Origin of the sequence: Curtobacterium sp. MCBA15_016 (assembly GCF_001865105.1) — a bacterium.
Taxonomy (GTDB): Bacteria; Actinomycetota; Actinomycetes; order Actinomycetales; family Microbacteriaceae; genus Curtobacterium.
Genome location: NZ_MJGR01000014.1, coordinates 75,130 through 95,410 on the forward strand (window position 1 = coordinate 75,130; position 20,281 = coordinate 95,410).

Annotated in this window: 15 protein-coding genes and 1 tRNA gene; 11 read left to right on the forward strand and 5 right to left on the reverse strand. The window is 72.0% G+C overall.

What is annotated here, in order from left to right:
* Nucleotides 1-222 precede the first annotated feature (222 nt).
* The 3 genes from BIV03_RS06045 to BIV03_RS06055 all read right to left on the reverse strand — a co-directional run bounded on the left by BIV03_RS06045 (nt 223) and on the right by BIV03_RS06055 (nt 2,515).
* Nucleotides 223-921, reverse strand: coding sequence for a DedA family protein (locus BIV03_RS06045; RefSeq protein ID WP_070416665.1), 699 nt, complete (start codon nt 919-921; stop codon nt 223-225).
* A 115-nt stretch (nt 922-1,036) separates the two neighbouring features.
* Nucleotides 1,037-1,120, reverse strand: a tRNA-Leu gene (locus tag BIV03_RS06050).
* 87 nt (nt 1,121-1,207) lie between these two features.
* The gene (locus tag BIV03_RS06055) at nt 1,208-2,515 is read right to left on the reverse strand and encodes an MFS transporter (protein WP_071295004.1); all 1,308 of its coding nucleotides are present in this window, start codon (nt 2,513-2,515) and stop codon (nt 1,208-1,210) included.
* A 56-nt stretch (nt 2,516-2,571) separates the two neighbouring features.
* Between BIV03_RS06055 and mnmA the strand changes: the two genes are divergently transcribed.
* From mnmA to gap, 11 genes are all read left to right on the forward strand, one after another.
* Nucleotides 2,572-3,678 carry a tRNA 2-thiouridine(34) synthase MnmA gene (gene mnmA / locus BIV03_RS06060; protein WP_083403235.1) on the forward strand — a complete coding sequence of 369 codons (1,107 nt, stop codon included), beginning with the start codon at nt 2,572-2,574 and terminating at the stop codon, nt 3,676-3,678.
* A 68-nt stretch (nt 3,679-3,746) separates the two neighbouring features.
* Entirely contained in the window at nt 3,747-6,086 is a 2,340-nt protein-coding gene (gene ligA / locus BIV03_RS06065) for an NAD-dependent DNA ligase LigA (protein WP_175475738.1), read from the forward strand.
* A gap of 329 nt (nt 6,087-6,415) precedes the next feature.
* Complete coding sequence (locus BIV03_RS06070; protein ID WP_175473698.1) at nt 6,416-7,663, forward strand: alpha/beta hydrolase; 1,248 nt, start codon at nt 6,416-6,418, stop codon at nt 7,661-7,663.
* 85 nt (nt 7,664-7,748) lie between these two features.
* Nucleotides 7,749-10,034 (forward strand): transglycosylase domain-containing protein, encoded by a 2,286-nt coding sequence (locus BIV03_RS06075; RefSeq protein WP_083403236.1) that lies wholly within the window; start codon nt 7,749-7,751, stop codon nt 10,032-10,034.
* Between the two features lie 48 nt (nt 10,035-10,082).
* Nucleotides 10,083-10,382: an Asp-tRNA(Asn)/Glu-tRNA(Gln) amidotransferase subunit GatC gene (gene gatC, locus BIV03_RS06080; protein ID WP_070416660.1), complete on the forward strand. Its 300-nt coding sequence runs from the start codon at nt 10,083-10,085 to the stop codon at nt 10,380-10,382.
* Nucleotides 10,379-11,923 (forward strand): Asp-tRNA(Asn)/Glu-tRNA(Gln) amidotransferase subunit GatA, encoded by a 1,545-nt coding sequence (gene gatA, locus BIV03_RS06085; RefSeq protein WP_070416659.1) that lies wholly within the window; start codon nt 10,379-10,381, stop codon nt 11,921-11,923. The genes gatC and gatA overlap by 4 nt, the downstream gene beginning before the upstream one ends.
* On the forward strand, nt 11,923-13,428 hold the full coding sequence (gene gatB / locus BIV03_RS06090; protein ID WP_071295008.1) for an Asp-tRNA(Asn)/Glu-tRNA(Gln) amidotransferase subunit GatB: 1,506 nt from the start codon (nt 11,923-11,925) through the stop codon (nt 13,426-13,428). The genes gatA and gatB overlap by 1 nt, the downstream gene beginning before the upstream one ends.
* A gap of 97 nt (nt 13,429-13,525) precedes the next feature.
* On the forward strand, nt 13,526-14,737 hold the full coding sequence (locus BIV03_RS06095) for a type III polyketide synthase (protein ID WP_083403237.1): 1,212 nt from the start codon (nt 13,526-13,528) through the stop codon (nt 14,735-14,737).
* Nucleotides 14,734-15,456, forward strand: a complete 723-nt coding sequence (locus BIV03_RS06100) for a methyltransferase domain-containing protein (RefSeq protein WP_083403238.1) — start codon at nt 14,734-14,736, stop codon at nt 15,454-15,456. Before BIV03_RS06095 ends, BIV03_RS06100 begins: the two co-directional genes overlap by 4 nt.
* Nucleotides 15,457-15,484: 28 nt before the next feature.
* A complete protein-coding gene (locus BIV03_RS06105; RefSeq protein ID WP_071295009.1) occupies nt 15,485-16,435 on the forward strand; it encodes a GlxA family transcriptional regulator in 951 nt (316 codons plus the stop codon).
* A 108-nt stretch (nt 16,436-16,543) separates the two neighbouring features.
* Nucleotides 16,544-17,548: a type I glyceraldehyde-3-phosphate dehydrogenase gene (gap, locus tag BIV03_RS06110; RefSeq protein WP_071295010.1), complete on the forward strand. Its 1,005-nt coding sequence runs from the start codon at nt 16,544-16,546 to the stop codon at nt 17,546-17,548.
* 337 nt (nt 17,549-17,885) lie between these two features.
* On the opposite strand, the gene BIV03_RS06115 is transcribed toward gap, so the two are convergent.
* Together BIV03_RS06115 and BIV03_RS06120 are read right to left on the reverse strand one after the other, a co-directional pair.
* On the reverse strand, nt 17,886-18,986 hold the full coding sequence (locus BIV03_RS06115) for an N-acetylglucosamine kinase (protein ID WP_254790760.1): 1,101 nt from the start codon (nt 18,984-18,986) through the stop codon (nt 17,886-17,888).
* Nucleotides 18,974-20,278: a 6-phospho-beta-glucosidase gene (locus BIV03_RS06120; RefSeq protein WP_071295011.1), complete on the reverse strand. Its 1,305-nt coding sequence runs from the start codon at nt 20,276-20,278 to the stop codon at nt 18,974-18,976. Before BIV03_RS06120 ends, BIV03_RS06115 begins: the two co-directional genes overlap by 13 nt.
* Between the last annotated feature and the right edge of the window lie 3 nt (nt 20,279-20,281).

Below are 20,281 nucleotides of genomic sequence, written 5' to 3' on the forward strand. Positions count from 1 at the left end.
ACTTCGCCCGCTCGGCGGAGTGGGCGGCGGCTCGGCGCGGCGGGCGTGCGGCGAGCGGGCGGAATGTGCGGCGCGGGGGCGCCGAGGGGGACGTATTTCGCCCGCTCGGCGACGTGAGCGGACCGAGCGGCCCGACGCGAGCGCGCGGCCCGGCACGGCCCGCGACGGACAGGAGGCGCGGCGCCAGCCGGCACCGCGCCTCCTGTCCGTCAGGACGGACCGTCAGCGCTGCGGCTCGGTCCCCGCCTCGGCCGCGGCCTCGTCGCGCTTCGCCTTGCGCGCGTTCCGGAAGTACGTCAGCGCCATCGGCACGACCGTCACGACGACGGCCGCGAGCAGGATGATGTCGATGTACTCGCGGACGATGTGCGCGACGAACGGGATGTGCCCGATGAAGTACCCGAGGAACGTCACCCCGACGCCCCACACGACGGCGCCGATCGCGTTGTACAGCGAGTACTTCTTGTAGTTCATCCGGCCCACACCGGCGGCGATCGGCAGGAACGTCCGCACGACGGGGACGAACCGGGCAAGGATCACCGCGAGGGGCCCGAACCGGTGGAAGAACGCGTTCGTGCGGTCGACGTTCGCCTTGGAGAACAGCCCGCTCTCCTTGCGCTCGAAGATGGGCGGGCCGGCCTTCTTGCCGATGTAGTAGCCGAGCTCGCCGCCGAGGAACGCGGACGCGGCGATCATGAGCGCGGCGATCCAGACGGGGATGCCGCCGATCTCGCCACCGCGGTCGAACGCGAAGAGGCCGGTGATGACGAGCAGGCTGTCGCCCGGGAAGATGAAGCCGACGAGCAGCCCGGTCTCGGCGAAGATGATGGCGCACACCACGAACACGGCGATGGCCCCGAAGTTGTCGAGGATGTACTGCGGATCCAGCCAGGGGATCAGGGCGAGTGCGACGGAGTGCATGATTCTTCCGGTCGTGGAGGCGGGGACACGGGGAGGCGTCCCGCAGGACGAGGGTACCGTCCGCCGATGACGGCAACGTCCCTCGGTGGTATGAGATGCGTGAGGACGCAGACTCTGGTGCGGAAGGAGGGACTCGAACCCTCACGCCAGGGGCACAGGAACCTAAATCCTGCGTGTCTACCGATTCCACCACTCCCGCGAGCAGCGGCAGTCTACCGAGCGCCACCCGCGCGCCGGACGTGATCCGCGCCTCCTGGGCCGCCCCGACCGGCCGTTCGGCGGACGGTCAGCGCAGCTTCCGTGGGAGGTACCGCGGCACGTACCGCAACAGGATGCCCGCGCCGACCAGGCCGAGCACCCCCATCACCCCGCTCGCGACCGCGATCGACGCGACAGCGGTCACGCCGGAGATGAGGAGCGGTGCAGCGGCTTGCCCGAAGTCGCCGGTGAACCTCCAGGCGCCCAGGAACGGCGCCGGGTGGTCCCGCGGCGCGAGGTCCGCGCCGAGCGTCATGAGGATGCCCGACCCGACCCCGTTCGCGAGCGACATCCCCATCGCGATCGCGACGAACCAGCCCACCCGGGCGTCGAGGTGTCCGGACCACGCGAGCAGGAAGTAGCTGATGCTGAGCCCGACCATGCAGGGGAGTGCGCTCGCCAGGCGGCCCCATCGGTCCATGATCTGCCCGCTCGTGTAGAAGAGCGCGAAGTCGACCGCACCGGCGATGCCGATGACGAGCGCTGCGGTCGAGTCGTCGAGCCCGACGCTGACCGCCCAGAGCGGCAGGATGACCTGGCGGCCGGCGCGGAGCGCGCCGATCAGGCCGGCACCGCTGCCGAGCCGGAGGAGCACGGCCCGGTTCGCGCGGATGGTGCGGAAGAGGCCGTGCGCCTCCTCTTGGACGAACTGCGCGCCGGTGTCGGCGGGCGGCTCCGTGGTGGTCGCGTCGGTCTTGTCGCTCGCGTCGTCCGTCGTGGGCCGGGAGGCGCGGCTCGGCCTGCGGAAGCCGCGTGCGCCCGTCGCGGGGTCGCGCAGGACGAGGAGCGTCACCGCCGCCAGCAGGCAGCAGACGATGTGGATCCAGAACGCGCTCTGCGTGGTGCCCGTCAGGTGCACGACACCGGCGGCGATGAACGGTCCGACGAAGTAGCCGAAGCGGAACACGCCACCGAGGCTCGACAGCGCCCGTGCCCGGATGTGGAGGGGGATCGCCGTCGTCATGTAGGCGTGCCGAGCGAGGGCGAAGACGGCGGTGGAGACACCGACGAGGAACACCCCGAGCGCGAGGACCCAGGCGTTCGGGGCGGCCGTGCACACCAGGAGCCCGACGACGGAGACGACCGCCGCGCCGATCATCGCGTTGCGCTCCCCGATGCGGGCGACCACCACCCCGGACGGCACGTCCCCGATGAGCTCGCCCACGAGGATGAGCGCCGCGACGAAGCCCGCGAACGCCAGGCTCGCGCCGAGGGAGCTCGCCGCGATCGGGATGATCGGGATGATCGCGCCCTCGCCGATCGCGAAGAGCGCTGCGGGCAGGAACCCGGACAGCAGGACCGACCGGAAGTCGAAGGCAGGGGTCTCGGAGGTCATCGCTCGGACAACGGTACGCCCGCGGTACCGCTTCGTCGGCGGGTTACCCTGGAGCCATGCGAGTTCTGGCGGCGATGAGCGGTGGGGTCGACTCGGCGGTGGCCGCAGCCCGGGCGGTCGACGCCGGGCACGACGTGGTCGGTGTGCACCTGGCGCTGAGCCGCATGCCCGGGACCCTGCGCACCGGCAGCCGCGGCTGCTGCACGATCGAGGACTCGATGGACGCCCAGCGCGCCGCGTCCGCGCTCGGCATCCCGTACTACGTGTGGGACTTCTCGGCCCGGTTCAAGGAGGACGTCGTCGACGACTTCGTGGCCGAGTACCAGGCCGGCCGGACGCCGAACCCCTGCATGCGCTGCAACGAGCGGATCAAGTTCGCGGCGTTGCTCGAGAAGGCGCTCGCCCTCGGGTTCGACGCCGTCTGCACCGGGCACTACGCCTCGATCGTCACCGGTCCGGACGGGGCGCGCGAGCTGCACCGCTCGGCGGCGTGGGCGAAGGACCAGTCGTACGTCCTCGGCGTCCTGACCGCCGAGCAGCTCCAGCACGCGATGTTCCCGCTCGGAGCGACGCCCTCGAAGGACGAGGTCCGGGCCGAGGCGGCGGCGCGAGGCCTCACCGTGGCGCAGAAGCCCGACTCCTACGACATCTGCTTCATCCCGGACGGCGACACCCGGGGCTGGCTGGCGGACCGCGTCGGCGCGGCCCCCGGCGACGTCGTCGAGCGGGACGGCACGGTCGTCGGTGCGCACGACGGGGCGACCGGGTACACGGTCGGACAGCGGCGCGGACTGCACCTCGGTCGACCGGCACCGGACGGCAAGCCGCGGTTCGTGCTCGAGATCCGACCGAAAGAGAACACCGTCGTGGTCGGCCCGAAGGAGGCGCTCGACGTGACCTCGATGTCCGGGTCGCGCTTCACCTGGGCCGGCACCGCGCCCGCCGACCCGTCCACGCCGTTCGCCTGCGACGTGCAGATCCGGGCGCACGCCGACCCGGTGCCCGCGACCGCACGGGTGACCGACGGCCAGCTGGTCATCGACGTCGACGAGCCGCTCTCGGGCGTCGCGCCGGGGCAGACCGCGGTCGTGTACGTCGGCACCCGGGTGCTCGGGCAGTGCACGATCGACGCGACGGTGTCGGCGGTGCCCGCCTCCGTCTGACCGCGCGGCGCTCCCGGGTTGCCCGTCGGCTGCGCGTCCGGTCGGTGGTTGCCGGTAGAACTGAGGGCATGAGCGACACGACGCCCGCGGACTCGACGTTCGAGACGATCGACCCCGCCGCACTCGACGCGGCGCAGGCGCAGCGTGAGGTCGACCGGCTCCGGTCCAGCATCAACGAGCTGCGGCACGCGTACTACGACGAGAACGGGTCGACGGTCGCGGACGGCGAGTACGACGGGCTCGTCCACCGCCTCGACGCGATCGAGCAGCGATTCCCGGAACTCCTCACCGAGGACAGCCCGACCCAGACCGTGGGCGGCCAGGCGCAGACCGTGCAGTTCGCGCCGGTCGAGCACGCCGAGCGGATGCTCAGCCTCGACAACGTCTTCAGCCCGGACGAACTCGTCGACTGGGCGGTCAAGGTGCAGCGCGACGCCGGTGCCGAGCGCGTCCGGTTCCTCACCGAGCTGAAGATCGACGGGCTCGCGATCAACCTCCGGTACGAGCACGGTCGGCTCGTCTCGGCCGCGACGCGCGGTGACGGCGTCGTCGGCGAGGACGTCACCGGCAACGTCCGCACGATGGGCACGATCCCGGACCGCCTGTCCGGTTCCGGGCACCCGCCCCTCGTCGAGGTCCGCGGCGAGATCTTCTTCCCGGTCGAGCAGTTCGACGAACTGAACGCCAAGCAGCGCGACGCGGGGGAGCGGGTCTTCGCGAACCCGCGCAACGCGGCAGCCGGATCCCTCCGCCAGAAGGAGGAGGGCAAGTCCGAGGCGAAGCGCGAGCTCATGGTGGACCGGCTCCGTCGGCTCCGCATGCTCGTGCACGGCATCGGCGCGTGGCCCGTCCGCGAACTCGAACGGGACACCGACGTCCGTGCGCAGTCCGAGGTGTACGAGCTCCTGCAGACGTGGGGCCTGCCGACGAGTTCGCACTACCGGGTCTTCGACTCCATCGACGAGGTGCTGGCCTTCGTCAAGGACTACGGCGAGCGACGGGCGTCGGTCGAGCACCAGATCGACGGCATCGTGATCAAGGTCGACGACCTCGCCCTGCACGAGGAACTCGGGTCGACGTCGCGCGCCCCGCGGTGGGCGATCGCGTACAAGTACCCGCCGGAAGAGGTCCACACGACACTCCTCGACGTGGTCGTCAGCGTCGGTCGGACCGGTCGCGCCACGCCCTTCGCGGTGATGGCCCCGGCCGAGGTCGCCGGGTCGGTCGTGCGCCAGGCGACCCTGCACAACCAGCAGGTCGTCAAGGCGAAGGGCGTCCTCATCGGGGACACCGTGGTGCTCCGGAAGGCGGGCGACGTCATCCCCGAGGTGCTCGGTCCGGTCGTCGAGCTCCGCGACGGCAGCGAGCGCGAGTTCGTCATGCCGACGAACTGCCCCGAGTGCGGCACGCCCCTCGCCCCCGCGAAGGAAGGCGACATCGACCTCCGCTGCCCGAACGCGGAGAGCTGCCCGGCGCAGGTGCGCGGCCGGGTCGAGCACATCGCCTCCCGTGGCTCGCTCGACATCGAGGGGCTGGGCGAGGTCGCTGCGGCGGCCCTCACGCAGCCGCTCCACCCCGAGCAGCCCCCGCTCGAGACCGAGGCCGGCCTGTTCGACCTGACGATGGAGGACATCGTCCCGATCGAGGTGATCGTCCGCGACGCCGAGACCGGCATGGAGAAGACCACCGACGACGGTGCGCCGAAGCGGGTCACGCCGTTCAGCCGGGCGCGCAAGAAGACCGACCCGCCGTTCGACCCCGACGCACGGGGAGCGGACTACACGGGCGAACCGAGCCGGTACCCGTCGAAGAACGCGTTCGAGATGCTCGCGAACATCGACGCCGCGAAGACGAAGCCGCTCTGGCGGATCATGGTCGGCCTGAGCATCCGGCACGTCGGGCCGGTGGCAGCCCGCGCGCTCGCGAACCACTTCGGGTCCCTCGACGCCATCCGGGCCGCCTCGCGCGAGGAACTCGCCGCGGTGGACGGTGTCGGCGGGATCATCGCCGACGCCCTGCTCGACTGGTTCGAGGTCGACTGGCACCGCGACATCATCGACCGCTGGACGGCGGCGGGCGTGCAGTTCACCACGCCCGGGCACCCCGGACCGGGCGCCGCGGACGTAGAAGGCGGCGTGCTCAGCGGGCTGACCGTCGTGGCGACGGGCTCCCTCGAGGGGTACAGCCGCGAGGGCGCGCAGGAGGCGATCATCGCCGCGGGCGGCAAGGCCGCCTCGAGCGTGAGCAAGAAGACGGACTTCGTCGCGGCCGGTCCCGGTGCCGGTTCGAAGCTCACCAAGGCCGAACAGCTCGGGGTCCGGATCATCGACGCCGAGCAGTTCCGCCTGCTGGTGACCGAGGGACCGGCGGCGCTCGGCGACGCGGCCGGGGACGACCCCGAGGACTGAGTCCGACTCAGGAGCACGTCCGGCGTCGGTCGGTGCGGTACGGCGCGCCTGTGTGTCCACCCAGTTCGGGGGACAAGTTGCAACGCGCACGTCCTCGGGAAGGCTATTCTCCTTACACTCGATAGAGCATCACCCGTCGTCTGCAGGGAGTCGACGGGACGGCCTTCCCGGGGGAGACCCGATTGCTGCTCATCGCCGCGGCTCTGCTCACCGCCTCGATGCACTCGCTCGGAGTGGTCGAGGCCCCAGTCGCGCCCGCCACCCACTCCGTGGCCGTCGTGCACGCGATCGCGCGGGTCCCTGAGGGTGCCTCAGTACCCCGACCGGTCATGACCGGGGTACACCTGACCGCGTCGGTGTCCGTGTCCGGGCCGTCGTCCGCGTCGGGTGGGGTCACCGTCGAGCACGGGCGGGCGTTCCTCACCGACCTGTCGTCGCTCAGCGGCGCGGACCTCCTCCGTGCCGGGCAGGACCGTCACGTGCTCGCGACCGCCGAGGACGACCCGCCGACCGCCGCCGAGGTCACCGCCTGGTGGTCCGGACTCACGGACGACGAGCGCGACACCCTGACGACCCTCGCGCCGTCCGTCGTCGGGAACCTCGAGGGCGTGCCCTACGCGGTCCGCGACCGTGCGAACCGGGCGGTCCTCGCCACGGGTCTCGCCGACCACTCGGCCGCGGCCGCCGTGACCGCGATGCTCGGCCAGGTCCGCGACGCGCTCGTGCACGAGGTCGGTGCACCGGACCGGTACCTCATCACGCTCGACACGCGAGGGGCCGGGCGCGCGGCCATCGCCGTCGGGGACCTGGACACCGCCGCCGACGTCACGGTCGTCGTCCCCGGCATGTTCTTCACCGTGACCGGCCAGATGGCGGACTTCACGAACACCGCGAACGACCTCTACACCGAGCAGGCGACCGTGGCCGGTCTGGCCGCGCCCGGCTCGGGCAACGGCGTCGCCGTCGTGGCGTGGATGGGCTACCGCACGCCGGACCTGTCGAACATCATGTCGCTCGGCATGGCCAAGACGGGCGGGGAGCGCCTCGCCCGGACGGTCGGCGGGCTCCGGGAGATCCGCGACGGCGACGAACCGCGGGTGAACATCGTCGCCCACTCGTACGGGTCGACCGCGGCGCTCATGGCACTGGCCTCGGGGGAGATGAGCGCGGACACCCTGACGGTCCTGGGCTCGCCGGGGAGCGACGTGCGCACCTCGGCCGACCTGGCCGTCAGCGCCGGGCAGGTGTTCGTCGGGGACGCGCACAGCGACCCGATCGCCGGCTCCGGGTACTTCGGCACCGATCCCGGTTCCGCGGGGTTCGGCTCGACCGTGCTCGACCTGACCGGCGGCGTCGACGTGCAGGAGGCCGGCGAGGTGTTCCGCCGACCGGTCGGGCACAACGACTACCTCAAGCCGGGGACGGCGTCGCTGCACGACGTGGCGCTCATCGCCGTCGGCCGCGGGGACCTCGTGCGCGAGCAGGTCCGGCGCGGTGAGCGCGGTGGCGACGGGCTGCCGCAGGCGTCGCCGGACATGTACCTCGTCCGACCGCAGGACCTCCAGCCCCGCGACTGATCCTGGGTGGCAACCTGAGGGGCGGTGCAGCCTGGACTCGTTCCACGGCAGAACCAGTCCAGATCGTGACCGTACGGTGCCCTGCATGCGTGTGGTGCGATGGCCTGGTGCTCTCCTGACGTTCGTCGCGATGTCGGCGCTGGCCGGCATGCTCGTCGCCGTGGCGGTCACGCCGGGGGTCGCCGTCGCGGGCGAGAGCACGTCCGGGGCGGTGTCCTTCTTCGAGGACCTGCCGAGCTACCTCGACATCCAGACGCCGCAGCAGGTCTCCTCCGTCTACGCGGAGAAGGGCGGACAGCAGGTCAAGATCGCCTCGTTCTACGCCGAGAACCGCACGACCGTGGCGTCCGGGGCGATGGCGAAGACGCTCAAGCAGGCGGCGATCGACACCGAGGACCCCCGCTTCTACGACGAGGGCGGCATCGACGTCGTCGGCACGCTCCGCGGTGCGGCGGCGACGGTCGTCGGCGGTGACGTGCAGGGCGGGTCGAGCATCACCCAACAGTACGTGAAGAACGTCCTCGTGCAGCAGTGCGAGGAGCTCACGGGCAAGGACGCCGCGGACACCGAGAAGAAGGTCGCCGCGTGCTACGAGGACGCCGCCGGGGTGACCCCGCAGCGCAAGCTCCAGGAGATGCGGTACGCGATCGCCGTGAACAAGAAGTACTCGAAGGACCAGATCCTCACCGGGTACCTGAACCTGGTCGGGCTCGGCGGCCGCGTGTACGGCGCCGAGGCCGGTGCCGAGTACTACTTCGGCGTGCACGCGAAGGACCTCTCGCTCGTCCAGTCGGCCACCCTCGTCGCGATCCTCAACAACCCGTCCAACCTGCGCATCGACCAGCCGTCGAACGCCGACAACGGCGCGAAGAACGGCTACTCGGCCACCAAGGAACGCCGCGACTACGTGCTGCAGCGCATGTACGTCCACCACGACATCACGAAGGCGCAGCTCGAGCAGGCGAAGGCGACACCGGTCACGCCGAAGATCACCGCCACGGCGAACGGCTGCTCCTCGGCCGCGACCGGGTACGACGCCGGGTACTTCTGCGACTACGTGCGCGACCAGGTGCTGCAGGACCCGGCGTTCGGCAAGACGGCCGCCGAGCGCATCGCGACGCTCGACACCAAGGGCCTCGAGATCCACACCTCGCTCGACCTCGACCTGCAGTCCCAGGCGCAGACCGCGCTGTCGACCTACGTCCCGTCGACGATGGCCGGCGTCGACGTCGGCGGCTCGAACGTCACCGTGGAGCCGGGCACCGGCCGGATCCTCTCGATGGTGCAGAACACGCAGTACACCCAGGGCGACACCTCGACGGCAGGGTCGACCGCGGTGAACTACAGCGCCGACAGCGGGTACGGCAACTCGGGCGGGTTCCAGACGGGCTCGACGTACAAGGTGTTCACGCTCGCCGAGTGGCTCGCCACCGGGCACACGCTCTCGCAGTCGGTGTCGACGACCGAGCACACGTTCCAGAACTCGGAGTTCACGAACACCTGCCAGGACGTCAGCGGCGGGACCTGGCCGGTGTCGAACGCCGAGAACGTGCCGTCGTCGATGACCGTGCAGGCCGCGACGTCGGAGTCGATCAACACCGCCTACGCCGCGATGGGCAAGCAGCTCGACCTGTGCAAGATCGCGCAGCTCGCCCAGTCGATGGGCATCCACCCGGCGGCCGGCGGCGCGCTCGGACAGACCCCGTCGTCGATCCTCGGCGTGAACAACCTGTCCCCGATCGACCTCGCCGAGGCCTACGCGGGCTTCGCGAACGGCGGCGTCGTCTGCACGCCGACCGCCATCGACTCCGTCACCGAGTCGGACGGCACGAAGATCACCCCGACGCCGTCGTCCTGCACGCAGGGCGTCGCTGCCGACGTGGCCGGGACGGTCGACTACGCGTTGCAGGGCGTCCTCACCGGGTCCGGCACGGCCGCGAGCGCCAACCCCGGCGACAGCACCCCGAAGTTCGCGAAGACCGGCACCACCGACGGTGACGTGCAGAACTGGCTCGTCGCGTCGAGCACGAAGTACACGAACGCGACCTGGATCGGCAACGTCCAGGGCAACGTGAGCCTGGCGAACTGGCCGTTCCTGCAGGGGACCACCGGGTACAGCGCGAAGTTCGGCGTCGGCAAGTCGATGATGTCGTACCTCGACCAGACCGTGGGCGGTGGCACGCTGCCGGCTGCGGACCCGGCGATGATCGGCCAGGCCAGCCACACGTCGTCGAGCGGATCGTCGGGCGGTTCCCAGGGTGACGCGGCGGCGACGCAGCAGCAGAGCCAGCAGCAGGGTCAGCAGACGGGAGCGCAGCAGCCGGCGCAGCAGTCTCCACAGAAGCCGCAGGGGAAGCAGAAGGGCCACTGAGGCACCAATAGACTGGTGCGCAATCCACGAACCGATCGACGGAGCACCATGCCTGACATCACGAGCGAGCAGGTCGCCCACCTGGCGAACCTCGCACGTATCGCACTCACGCCCGAAGAGATCGAGAAGCTCACGGGGGAGCTGTCGCACATCGTCGACAGCGTCGCCAAGGTCACCGAGGTCGCCACCCCGGACGTCCCGGCGACCAGCCACCCCGTGCCGCTCGGCAACGTCACCCGACCCGACGTGGTCGGTCCGACCCTCACGCAGGAGCAGGCGCTCTCGGGCGCACCCGACTCCGACGGCGAACGGTTCCGCGTGACGGCCATCCTGGGAGAAGAGCAGTGACCGACATCACGAAGCTGAGCGCCGCGGCGCTCGCCGACGCCCTCGTGGCGCGCGACGTCTCGAGCGTCGAGGCCACCCAGGCGCACCTCGACCGCATCCAGGCGGTGGACGGCGACGTCCACGCCTTCCTGCACGTCAACCAGAACGCGATCGCCGCGGCGAAGTCGATCGACTCCCGCCGTGCCGCCGGTGACGACCTCGGTCCGCTCGCCGGCGTGCCGATCGCGATCAAGGACGTCCTGTGCACGCAGGACATGCCCACGACGTCCGGCTCGAAGATCCTCGAAGGCTGGGTGCCGCCGTACGACGCCACCCCGGTCGCGAAGCTCCGTGCCGCCGGCCTCGTGCCGCTCGGCAAGACGAACATGGACGAGTTCGCCATGGGGTCGACGACCGAGTTCTCGGCGTACGGCCCGACGCACAACCCGTGGGACCTCGACCGCATCCCCGGTGGCTCCGGTGGTGGTTCGGCCGCCGCGGTCGCCGCGCACGAGGCACCGCTCGCCCTCGGCTCGGACACCGGCGGCTCGATCCGTCAGCCGGGCGCCGTCACCGGAACCGTCGGCGTGAAGCCGACCTACGGCGGGGTGAGCCGCTACGGCGCGATCGCCCTGGCCTCCAGCCTCGACCAGGTCGGCCCGGTGTCGCGCACCGTCCTCGACGCCGCGCTGCTGCACGACGTCATCGGCGGGCACGACCCGCGTGACTCCACGAGCATCCCCGACGCCTGGCCGTCGATGGCGGCCGCTGCGCGCGAGGGCCTGCAGGCGGACACGCTGCGCGGCCTGCGCGTCGGCGTGGTGAAGGAACTCGCCGGTGGCGAGGGCTTCCAGGCGGGCGTCACCCAGCGCTTCCACGAGACGGTCGCCCTGCTCGAGTCGGCCGGTGCCGTCGTCGTCGAGATCGACGCCCCGTCGTTCGCCTACGCGATCAGCGCCTACTACCTGATCCTCCCGGCCGAGGCGTCGTCGAACCTCGCGAAGTTCGACTCCGTGCGCTTCGGGCTCCGCGTGACGCCCGAGAACGGTGCCACCGTCGAGGACGTCATGGCCGCCACGCGCGAGGCCGGTTTCGGTCCCGAGGTGAAGCGCCGCATCATCCTCGGCACCTACGCGCTGAGCGCCGGCTACTACGACGCCTACTACGGGTCGGCGCAGAAGGTCCGCACCCTCGTGCAGCGCGACTTCCAGGCCGCGTTCGAGCAGGTCGACCTGCTGGTCAGCCCGTCGGCCCCGACGACCGCGTTCCCGATCGGTGAGCGCATCGACGACCCGCTGGCGATGTACCTCAACGACCTGACGACGATCCCGGCGAACCTCGCCGGCGTCCCGGGCATGAGCATCCCGAACGGCCTCGCTCCCGAGGACTCGCTGCCCACGGGCGTGCAGCTCATGGCACCGCAGCGCGAGGACGCCCGGCTCTACCGGTACGGCGCCGCCCTCGAACGCCTGCTCGAGCAGCAGTGGGGCCGCCCGCTCATCGACAGCATCCCGGACCTCGACCAGAGTCAGCAGTCCGCTGCGCAGGAAGGTGTGATCTGATGGCGCAGAAGGACGCGCTGATGGACTTCGACGAGGCACTCCGGCTGTACGAGCCGGTCCTCGGCTTCGAGGTCCACGTCGAGCTCGCGACGAAGACCAAGATGTTCTCGGACGCGCCGAACTTCTTCGGTGGCGAGCCGAACACGAACGTGACGCCGGTCGACCTCGGGCTCCCCGGGTCGCTGCCGGTCGTCAACGCGCAGGCCGTGCGGTACTCGATCCAGCTCGGGCTCGCGCTCGGCTGCTCGATCGCCGAGTCCTCGCGGTTCGCCCGGAAGAACTACTACTACCCGGACAACCCGAAGAACTACCAGATCTCGCAGTACGACGAGCCGATCGCGTACGAGGGCGAGGTCGAGGTCGAGCTCGCCGACGGCACCATCTTCACCGTGCCGATCGAGCGCGCCCACATGGAAGAGGACGCCGGCAAGCTGACGCACGTCGGCGGTGCCACGGGCCGCATCCAGGGTGCCGAGTACTCGCTCGTCGACTACAACCGTGCCGGGGTCCCGCTCGTCGAGATCGTCACGAAGCCGATCTTCGGCGCCGAGGAGCGCGCACCCGAGCTCGGTGCGGCGTACGTGCAGGTCATCCGTGACCTCGTCCGGGCGCTCGGCGTCTCCGAGGCCCGCATGGAACGCGGCAACCTCCGCTGCGACGCGAACATCTCGCTGCGTCCCCGCGGGCAGGAGAAGCTCGGCACGCGCACGGAGACGAAGAACGTCAACTCGTTCCGGGCCGTCGAGCGGGCCATCCGCTACGAGATCCAGCGTCAGGCCGCGATCCTCGCCGCCGGTGGCTCGATCACGCAGGAGACGCGGCACTGGCACGAGGACACCGGTCGCACCTCGGCCGGCCGTCCGAAGTCCGACGCCGACGACTACCGCTACTTCCCGGAGCCCGACCTGCTCCCGGTCGTGCCGGACCCGGCCGTGATCGAGGAGCTCCGCGCCTCCCTGCCCGAGGCCCCGGTGGCACGACGCCGTCGGCTCAAGGGCGACTGGGGCTTCACCGACCTCGAGTTCCAGGACGTCGTGAACGGCGGGCTGCTCGACGAGCTCGAGGGGACCGTCGCCGCCGGTGCCGCACCGCAGGCCGCCCGCAAGTGGTGGACGGGTGAGATCAGCCGTGTCGCGAACACGCGGGACGCCGCCCCCGGTGACCTCGTCTCGCCGCAGCACGTCGCCGAGCTCATCGCCCTCGTCGAGTCCGGTGACCTGACCGACCGCCTGGCACGCCAGGTCCTCGAAGGCGTCATCGCCGGCGAAGGGTCGCCGTCGCAGGTCGTCGAGTCGCGTGGGCTGAAGGTCGTGTCGGACGACTCGGCGCTCACCGCCGCGGTCGACCAGGCGCTCGCCGCGCAGCCCGACGTCCTCGCCAAGATCAAGGACGGCAAGGTCCAGGCCGCCGGCGCCATCATCGGTGCCGTCATGAAGGCCATGCAGGGCCAGGCGGACGCCGCCCGCGTCCGCGAGCTGGTGCTGGAGCGCGCGCAGCAGTCGTAGTCCGGACCACATGGCGAACAGGAGGCGCGGTGCCGGCTGGCACCGCGCCTCCCGTCGATCCTGGGGACGCGTCAGCGACCCGGTGACAGGATGAGTCGTGTCCGCAACGATCCGCGCCATCGGTACCGCCGTCCCCGAGACGACACTCGAGCAGGCTGCGGTGCGCGACCTCTTCGCGTCGCAGCCCGACCTGGGCCGGCTCGGCAGGCGGCTCGTCCCCGCCGCGTTCGACGCCTCCGCCGTGGAGCACCGGCACACGGTGCTCGAGGAACTCGACAGCACGCGGCCGTCCGGCGCCTTCCGCGACGACCACGGCGTGCTGCGGTCTCCGTCGACCGGCACCCGGAACGACCGGTACCGCGAGCTCGCCCCGGCCCTGTTCGTGGCGGCCGCCCGCGACGCCGTGGACCGCGCGGGTGTGACACCCGAGTCGATCACCCACGTGGTGACCGTCTCGTGCACCGGGTTCACCCAGCCCGGCCCCGACCTCGACGTCGTCACCGAACTCGGCATCCCCCGCACGGTCTTCCGCCAGCACATCGGGTTCATGGGGTGCTGCGCGGCGTTCCCAGCGCTCCGCATCGCTGCGGCGTTCGCCGAGTCGGTGCCGTCCGCCGTGGTGCTCGTCGTCTGCGCCGAGCTCTGCACGCTGCACGTCCGGGCCAGCGACGACCCGGACCAGATCGTCGCCAACAGCGTCTTCGGTGACGGTGCAGCGGCCGCCGTGGTCACCGCCGAGGGTGCCGGGCTCCGCCTGGACGACTTCGCGACGACGGTCGTGCCCGAGGGCGCGTCCGAGATGGCGTGGAACATCGGCGACGAGGGCTTCGAGATGGTGCTCAGCACGGCCGTCCCGAAGCTCGTCGGCGCCACGGTCGCCGAAGCCGTCGCACCGCTGCTGTCCGCCGTGGGCTCCGCTGCCGTCGACGTCCCGACCTGGGCCGTGCACCCCGGAGGCCGCGCGATCCTCGACCGGACGCAGGTCGCCCTCGGGCTGCCGGACGCCGCCCTCGCGGCGAGCCGTGCCGTCCTCCGCGACCACGGGAACGTCTCGAGTGCCACGGTGCTCTTCGTGCTCCGCCAGGTGCTCGACGACGGCATCGACGACGGTGCCCCCGTCATCGCGCTCGCGTTCGGGCCAGGCCTGACGGTCGAGGCCGCCCGACTCACCGCCGTCGGCAGCACGCGACCGTCGATCCCGACCCGCGAGCAGGACGCGACGGCAGCAGCCCGCGACCACGCGGTCGAGGACGCGACGGCAACAGCCCGCGACCACGCGGTCGAGACGGCGACCACGGGCGTCTCGTGAGCCGCGCCGAGGGGATCGACCCGCGCCTCCCGGCCGTCGACCTGACCACGCGCGCACTGGACCTCCACGAACTCATGGACGACCCGGACTGCGACCCGCGCGCGCTCGCGCGGACGTTCCGACGCTTCGCCGTGGTGAACGCACTCGTGAGCGGCTGGCGCTCCGCGTGGCGGACGCACGTCGCGCCGGCGCTCCCCGCGAACGGGCGGGGACGCGTGCTCGACCTCGGGTGCGGCGGCGGCGACCTCGCGCGGGCGCTCGTCCGGTGGGCTGCCGCCGACGGGTTCGACGTCGAGGTCGTCGGGGCCGACCCGGACGCGCGGGCGATCGACGCGGCGACCCGGTCCACCCCGCGCGGTGTCACCTTCCGGCAGCAGTCGAGCGCCGAGCTCATCGCCGCGGGGGAGCGGTTCGACGTCGTCGTGTCGAACCACGTGCTGCACCACCTCGGCGACGAGGAGCGGCGTGGGTTCCTCGCGGACTCCGAACAGCTGGCGACGAGCCGCAGCCTGCACTCGGACATCCGGCGGTCGCGCTCGGCCTACCGGGCGTACGCGGTCGGTTCGACGCTGGTCGCGGCCGGCACCTTCGTGCGGGTCGACGGGTTGCGCTCGATCCGGCGGAGCTTCACGCTGCCGGAACTCCAGGACGTCCTGCCCACCGGGTGGCGAGCGGAGCGGGCGGCACCGCACCGGGTCCTCGCGATCCGCGACGCCTGACGTCCCCGGAGGGCGCTAGCGTCGCTGCATGGCCACGCCCCACCTGCACCGCGTCGCGGTCCTCGTGCTCGACGGGGCCAAGCCGCTCGACGTCGGGATCCCGGCGCAGGTCTTCTCGAACCGCCCGAGCATGCCGTACGAGGTCCGGGTGTGCGGCCCCCGCGTGGGACGCATCGCCGGGGGAGACGGCCTCGCCTACGCGGTCGACCACGGGCTGGACGCCCTCGAGTGGGCCGAGACGGTCTTCGTGCCCGGGTACCGGTTCCCCGCGGACACACCACCGCCCGCCGACGTGGTGACGGCGCTCGGGCAGGCGCACGAGCGGGGCGTCCGGATCGCGGCGATCTCCACCGGGGCGTTCGCCCTGGCCGCCGCCGGACTGCTCGACGGCCGCCGTGCGACCACGCACTGGCACTACACGCGGGTGCTCCGCGACCGGTACCCCGAGGTCGACGTGGACGAGGACGTGCTGTTCGTCGACGCCGGGTCGGTCCTGACGAGTGCGGGAGCGGCGAGCGGGATCGACCTGTGCCTGCACATCGTCCGGCAGGACCACGGGGTCGGGCTGTCGAACCAAGTCGCACGGCGGCTCGTGAGTGCCCCGTACCGGAGCGGCGGGCAGGCGCAGTACGTCCCGCGGAGCATGCCCGAGCCCCTCGGAGACGTCTTCGCCGAGACGCGGGAGTGGGCGCTCCGGCACCTCGCCGACCCGCTGACGCTCGAGGTCCTCGCCCGGAACGCGACGGTCTCGCCGCGGACGTTCTCGCGGCGCTTCGTCGAGGACACCGGGTACACGCCGATGCAGTGGGTGCTCCGGGCTCGGGTCGACCTCGCACGGGAGCTGCTCGAGCGCTCGGACCTCGCCGTCGACCAGGTCGCCGAGCGGGCGGGGCTCGGGTCGGACGCCAACCTGCGGACGCACTTCCGTCGGATCCTCGGGATCTCGCCGACCGAGTACCGGCGGACCTTCCAGGACTGACCGCACCGCCGCAATGGTGGCGACATCCTTTCGAACGCTGGCTTCCCAGCCACTGGAGCCGCGCCTCCCGGGCCGTGAGCATGGACCGCGGAACGAAAGGAAGTCCACATGACCCGCATCGCGATCAACGGCTTCGGCCGCATCGGCCGCAACACCCTCCGCGCGCTCCTCGCCCGGGGAGGCGACGACCTCGAGGTCGTCGCCGTCAACGACCTCACCGCACCCGAGACGCTCGCCCACCTGTTCCGGTACGACTCCGCGCTCGGCCCGTTCGCCGGGACCGTCGAGGTCGACGGGGACACCCTCGTCATCGACGGACGGCGCATCCGCGTCCTCGCGTCGCGTGAGCCGGCGGAGCTCCCGTGGGGCGACCTCGGCGTCGAGGTCGTGCTCGAGTCGACCGGCCGGTTCACCGCGCGCGACGCAGCGGCGGGACACCTGACCGCGGGAGCCCGCCGCGTCCTCATCAGCGCGCCCGCCACCGGCGCGGACGCCACCATCGCGTACGGCGTGAACTCCGACGTGTACGACCCGGCGGTGCACACCGTCGTCTCGAACGCCTCCTGCACGACGAACGCGCTCGCGCCGCTGGCGTCGGTGCTCGACGACCTCGCGGGCATCGAGCACGGGTTCATGACGACCGTGCACGCCTACACGCAGGAGCAGAACCTGCAGGACGGTCCGCACCGCGACCTGCGTCGGGCGCGTGCCGCCGGGGTGAACATCGTGCCGACGTCGACCGGGGCTGCCAAGGCCATCGGGCTCGTGCTGCCGCGGCTCGACGGCAAGCTGTCGGGTGACGCGATCCGGGTGCCGGTGCCGGTGGGGTCGATCGTCGAGCTGAACACCGTGGTGTCGCGGGACGTCACCGTCGAGGAGGTCAACGAGGCCTACCGTGCTGCCGCCGCCGGGCCGCTCGCGGGGGTGCTGGCGTTCACGGCGGACCCGCTCGTGTCGACGGACATCACGGGGCGGCCGGAGTCGAGCGTGTTCGACTCGCTGCTCACCCGTGTCGACGAGGGGCGGCACGTGAAGGTGGTCGCCTGGTACGACAACGAGTGGGGGTTCTCGAACCGGGTGGTCGACATGCTGGGGTTGCTGGCGCGCGCGTAGCGCGGCGGGGCGCGCGGCGGGGCGCGCGGCGGCGGTCTCGCCGAGTCTCGGCTCGGCGGACAGTTTCGCGGCGTGGCGGCCCGCATCTCGTCCGCCCGGCCGAGTCTCGGGGCGCGCGACCACGGGATGGGCGCGAGCACGGTCGGACGGGAGGCGCGGTGCGGGCTGGCACCGCGCCTCCCGTCCGTGCGTGGGTGCGCTCCAGGCGCAGTGTGGGTCGTGCCGCGGAAGCGACAGCGCACAGGGTGCGCGCGATGATGCTGCCGCTGAAGCGACAGTGTGCCGCGATCGTCGTGCGGCACACTGTCGCTTTCGCTCGCGCGGCGCGCGCGCCGCGTCAGCGGATCAGCGCCGTGGTGCTCGCGAAGGCGCGGGAGCGCACGGCCTGCCGGTAACGGTCGAGCGCGGCGTCGTCGGCCCCGACGGACTCCAGCGCCGCCAACCCCGCCCCGAGCACGGGAGGATCGGTCACCCACGTCGGCACCGCTCCGGGCACCCGGGCAGCGAGGCCGTCGACGACGCCCTCGACGAGCAAGGCATCCCGCGCTGCGAGCACCCCGCCGCCGAGGACCACGGGCACCGGGCTCGCGGCCGAGCCACCCAGACCGAGACGCTCGAGCGCGACCGCGGCGAGCAGGACGATCTCCTCGGCCTGCCGCGTGACGACACCAGTGGCCACGGCGTCGCCCGCGCCGGCGACCTCGAACAGCACCGGGCACAGCCGGTTGAACACCCGCTGGTCGAGGCGGCCGAAGTGGATGGCCTCGGTCACCTCGCGGACGCTGCGGAGACCCAGTGCCGCCGGGACGGCCGTGACCAGGGCCGTCGCCGGTCCGCGACCGTCGTCGGCGCGGGCTGCGTGCCACAGCGCACGGTTGCCGAGGTACGCGCCGCCGCCCCAGTCGCCGGAGACGTCGCCGATGGCGGGGAACCGTGCGGTGGTGCCGTCGGCCCGGACCGCGAGCGCGTTGATGCCCGTGCCGCAGACGACCGCGGCGGCGTCCGGCGACAGCGTCCCCGCCCGCAGCAGTGCGAACAGGTCGTTGTCGAGGACGTGCGGCGCGCCGCCGTCGGCCTCCCAGTGCGCGAGCGCCTCGGTCGCCGCGACGAGTTCGTCGTGCAGGTCGAGCCCGGCCAGGTACACGTGCGTCGTCCGGATCCGACGGTCGCCGAGGTCGCCGACGACCCGCGCCCGGACGTCGTCGAGGATCGGCCCGGCGACGTCCCACCCGCGGGTCTGCGGGTTCGAGCCGGGGCCCCGTGCGTGCCCGACGATCGATCCGTCGAGTGCGATCGCGACGACGTCCGTCTTGCTGCCGCCACCGTCGACGGCCAGGACGACGTCGCTCGGCGCCGGCGGGACGGGTGCGGGCGGGCGGGTCGCTCGGGCGGTGCCGACACCACCCCCGGACGCTCCGGCTCCGTTCAGCCCGCCCACGTCAGCTGCTCCGATCGCGTCCACGGCAGGTGCTCCGCGTTCGCGGCCAGGAGCAGATCGGTGAGCCGTTCGGCCTTGTCGACCTGCCCGACGAGCGGGTGCGCCCACATCGCGCGGAGCACGCGGTCGCGGCCTCCGTGCACGGCGGCGTCGAGGGCGAGGCGTTCGTACCCGGCGACGTGCGACACGAGTCCGACCATGTCGGCGTCGAGCGGCGCGACGGGCAACGGTGTGATCGCCGCGCGGGTGACCCGGGCCGGGACCTCGATCACGTGGTCGTCGGGGAGGAACGGGAACGTGCCGTCGTTGCGCACGTTGAGGACCTGCACGTCACCGCGGTCGCCGAGGATCGAGGAGAGCACGTCGATCGCCGCCTCGGAGTAGTAGGCGCCGCCCCGCTGCTCGAGCTCGGCGGGCTTCGTCACGACGGACTCGTCCGCGTACTTCGCGAGCAGGGCCCGCTCGGTCTCCATGACGGCCTCGGCACGGGTGGGCGCGTGCAGCTGTTCCTCGAGCACGACGTCGTGGCTGTAGAAGTAGCGCAGGTAGTACGAGGGCACGGCGTGCTGCAGCCGGATGAGGTCGGCCGGCATGTGCACGCTCTCCGCCATCCGGTCGAGGGCACCGGTGTCGGCACGGAGCAGGTCGGACAGGACGTCGCGCTCACCAGAGCCGTCCGTCACGTGGACGCCGCGCTCCCACGTCAGGTGGTTCAGACCGACGTGGTCGAGCCGGACGGCCGACGGAGCGACGTCGAACTCCTTCGCGAAGCGCCGCTGGAACCCGATCGCCACGTTGCAGAGCCCGACGGCCCGGTGCCCCGCTTCGAGCAGTGCACGGGTGACGATGCCCACCGGGTTCGTGAAGTCGACGATCCACGCGTCCGGCTTGGCGTACCGCTTGACGAGCGACGCGTACTCGAGCACGACCGGCACGGTGCGGAGCGCCTTCGCGAACCCGCCGGGCCCGGTGGTCTCCTGCCCGATGCAGCAGGCCTCGTGCGGCCAGGTCTCGTCCTGGTGCCGGGCGGCCTGCCCGCCGATCCGGAGCTGGAACATGACGGCGTCGGCGTCCGAGACCCCGGCGACGACGTCGTCCGTGACGTGGATCGTGCCCGGATGGCCGGCGTGGGCGAACATCCGCTTCGCGACACCGCCGACGAGTTCGCGTCGGACGGGGTCGGGGTCGACGAGCCACAGCTCGTCGATGGGCAGCTGGTCGCGGAGCCGGGCGAAGCCGTCCACGAGTTCGGGGGTGTAGGTGGATCCGCCACCGATGACTGCGAGTTTCACTGT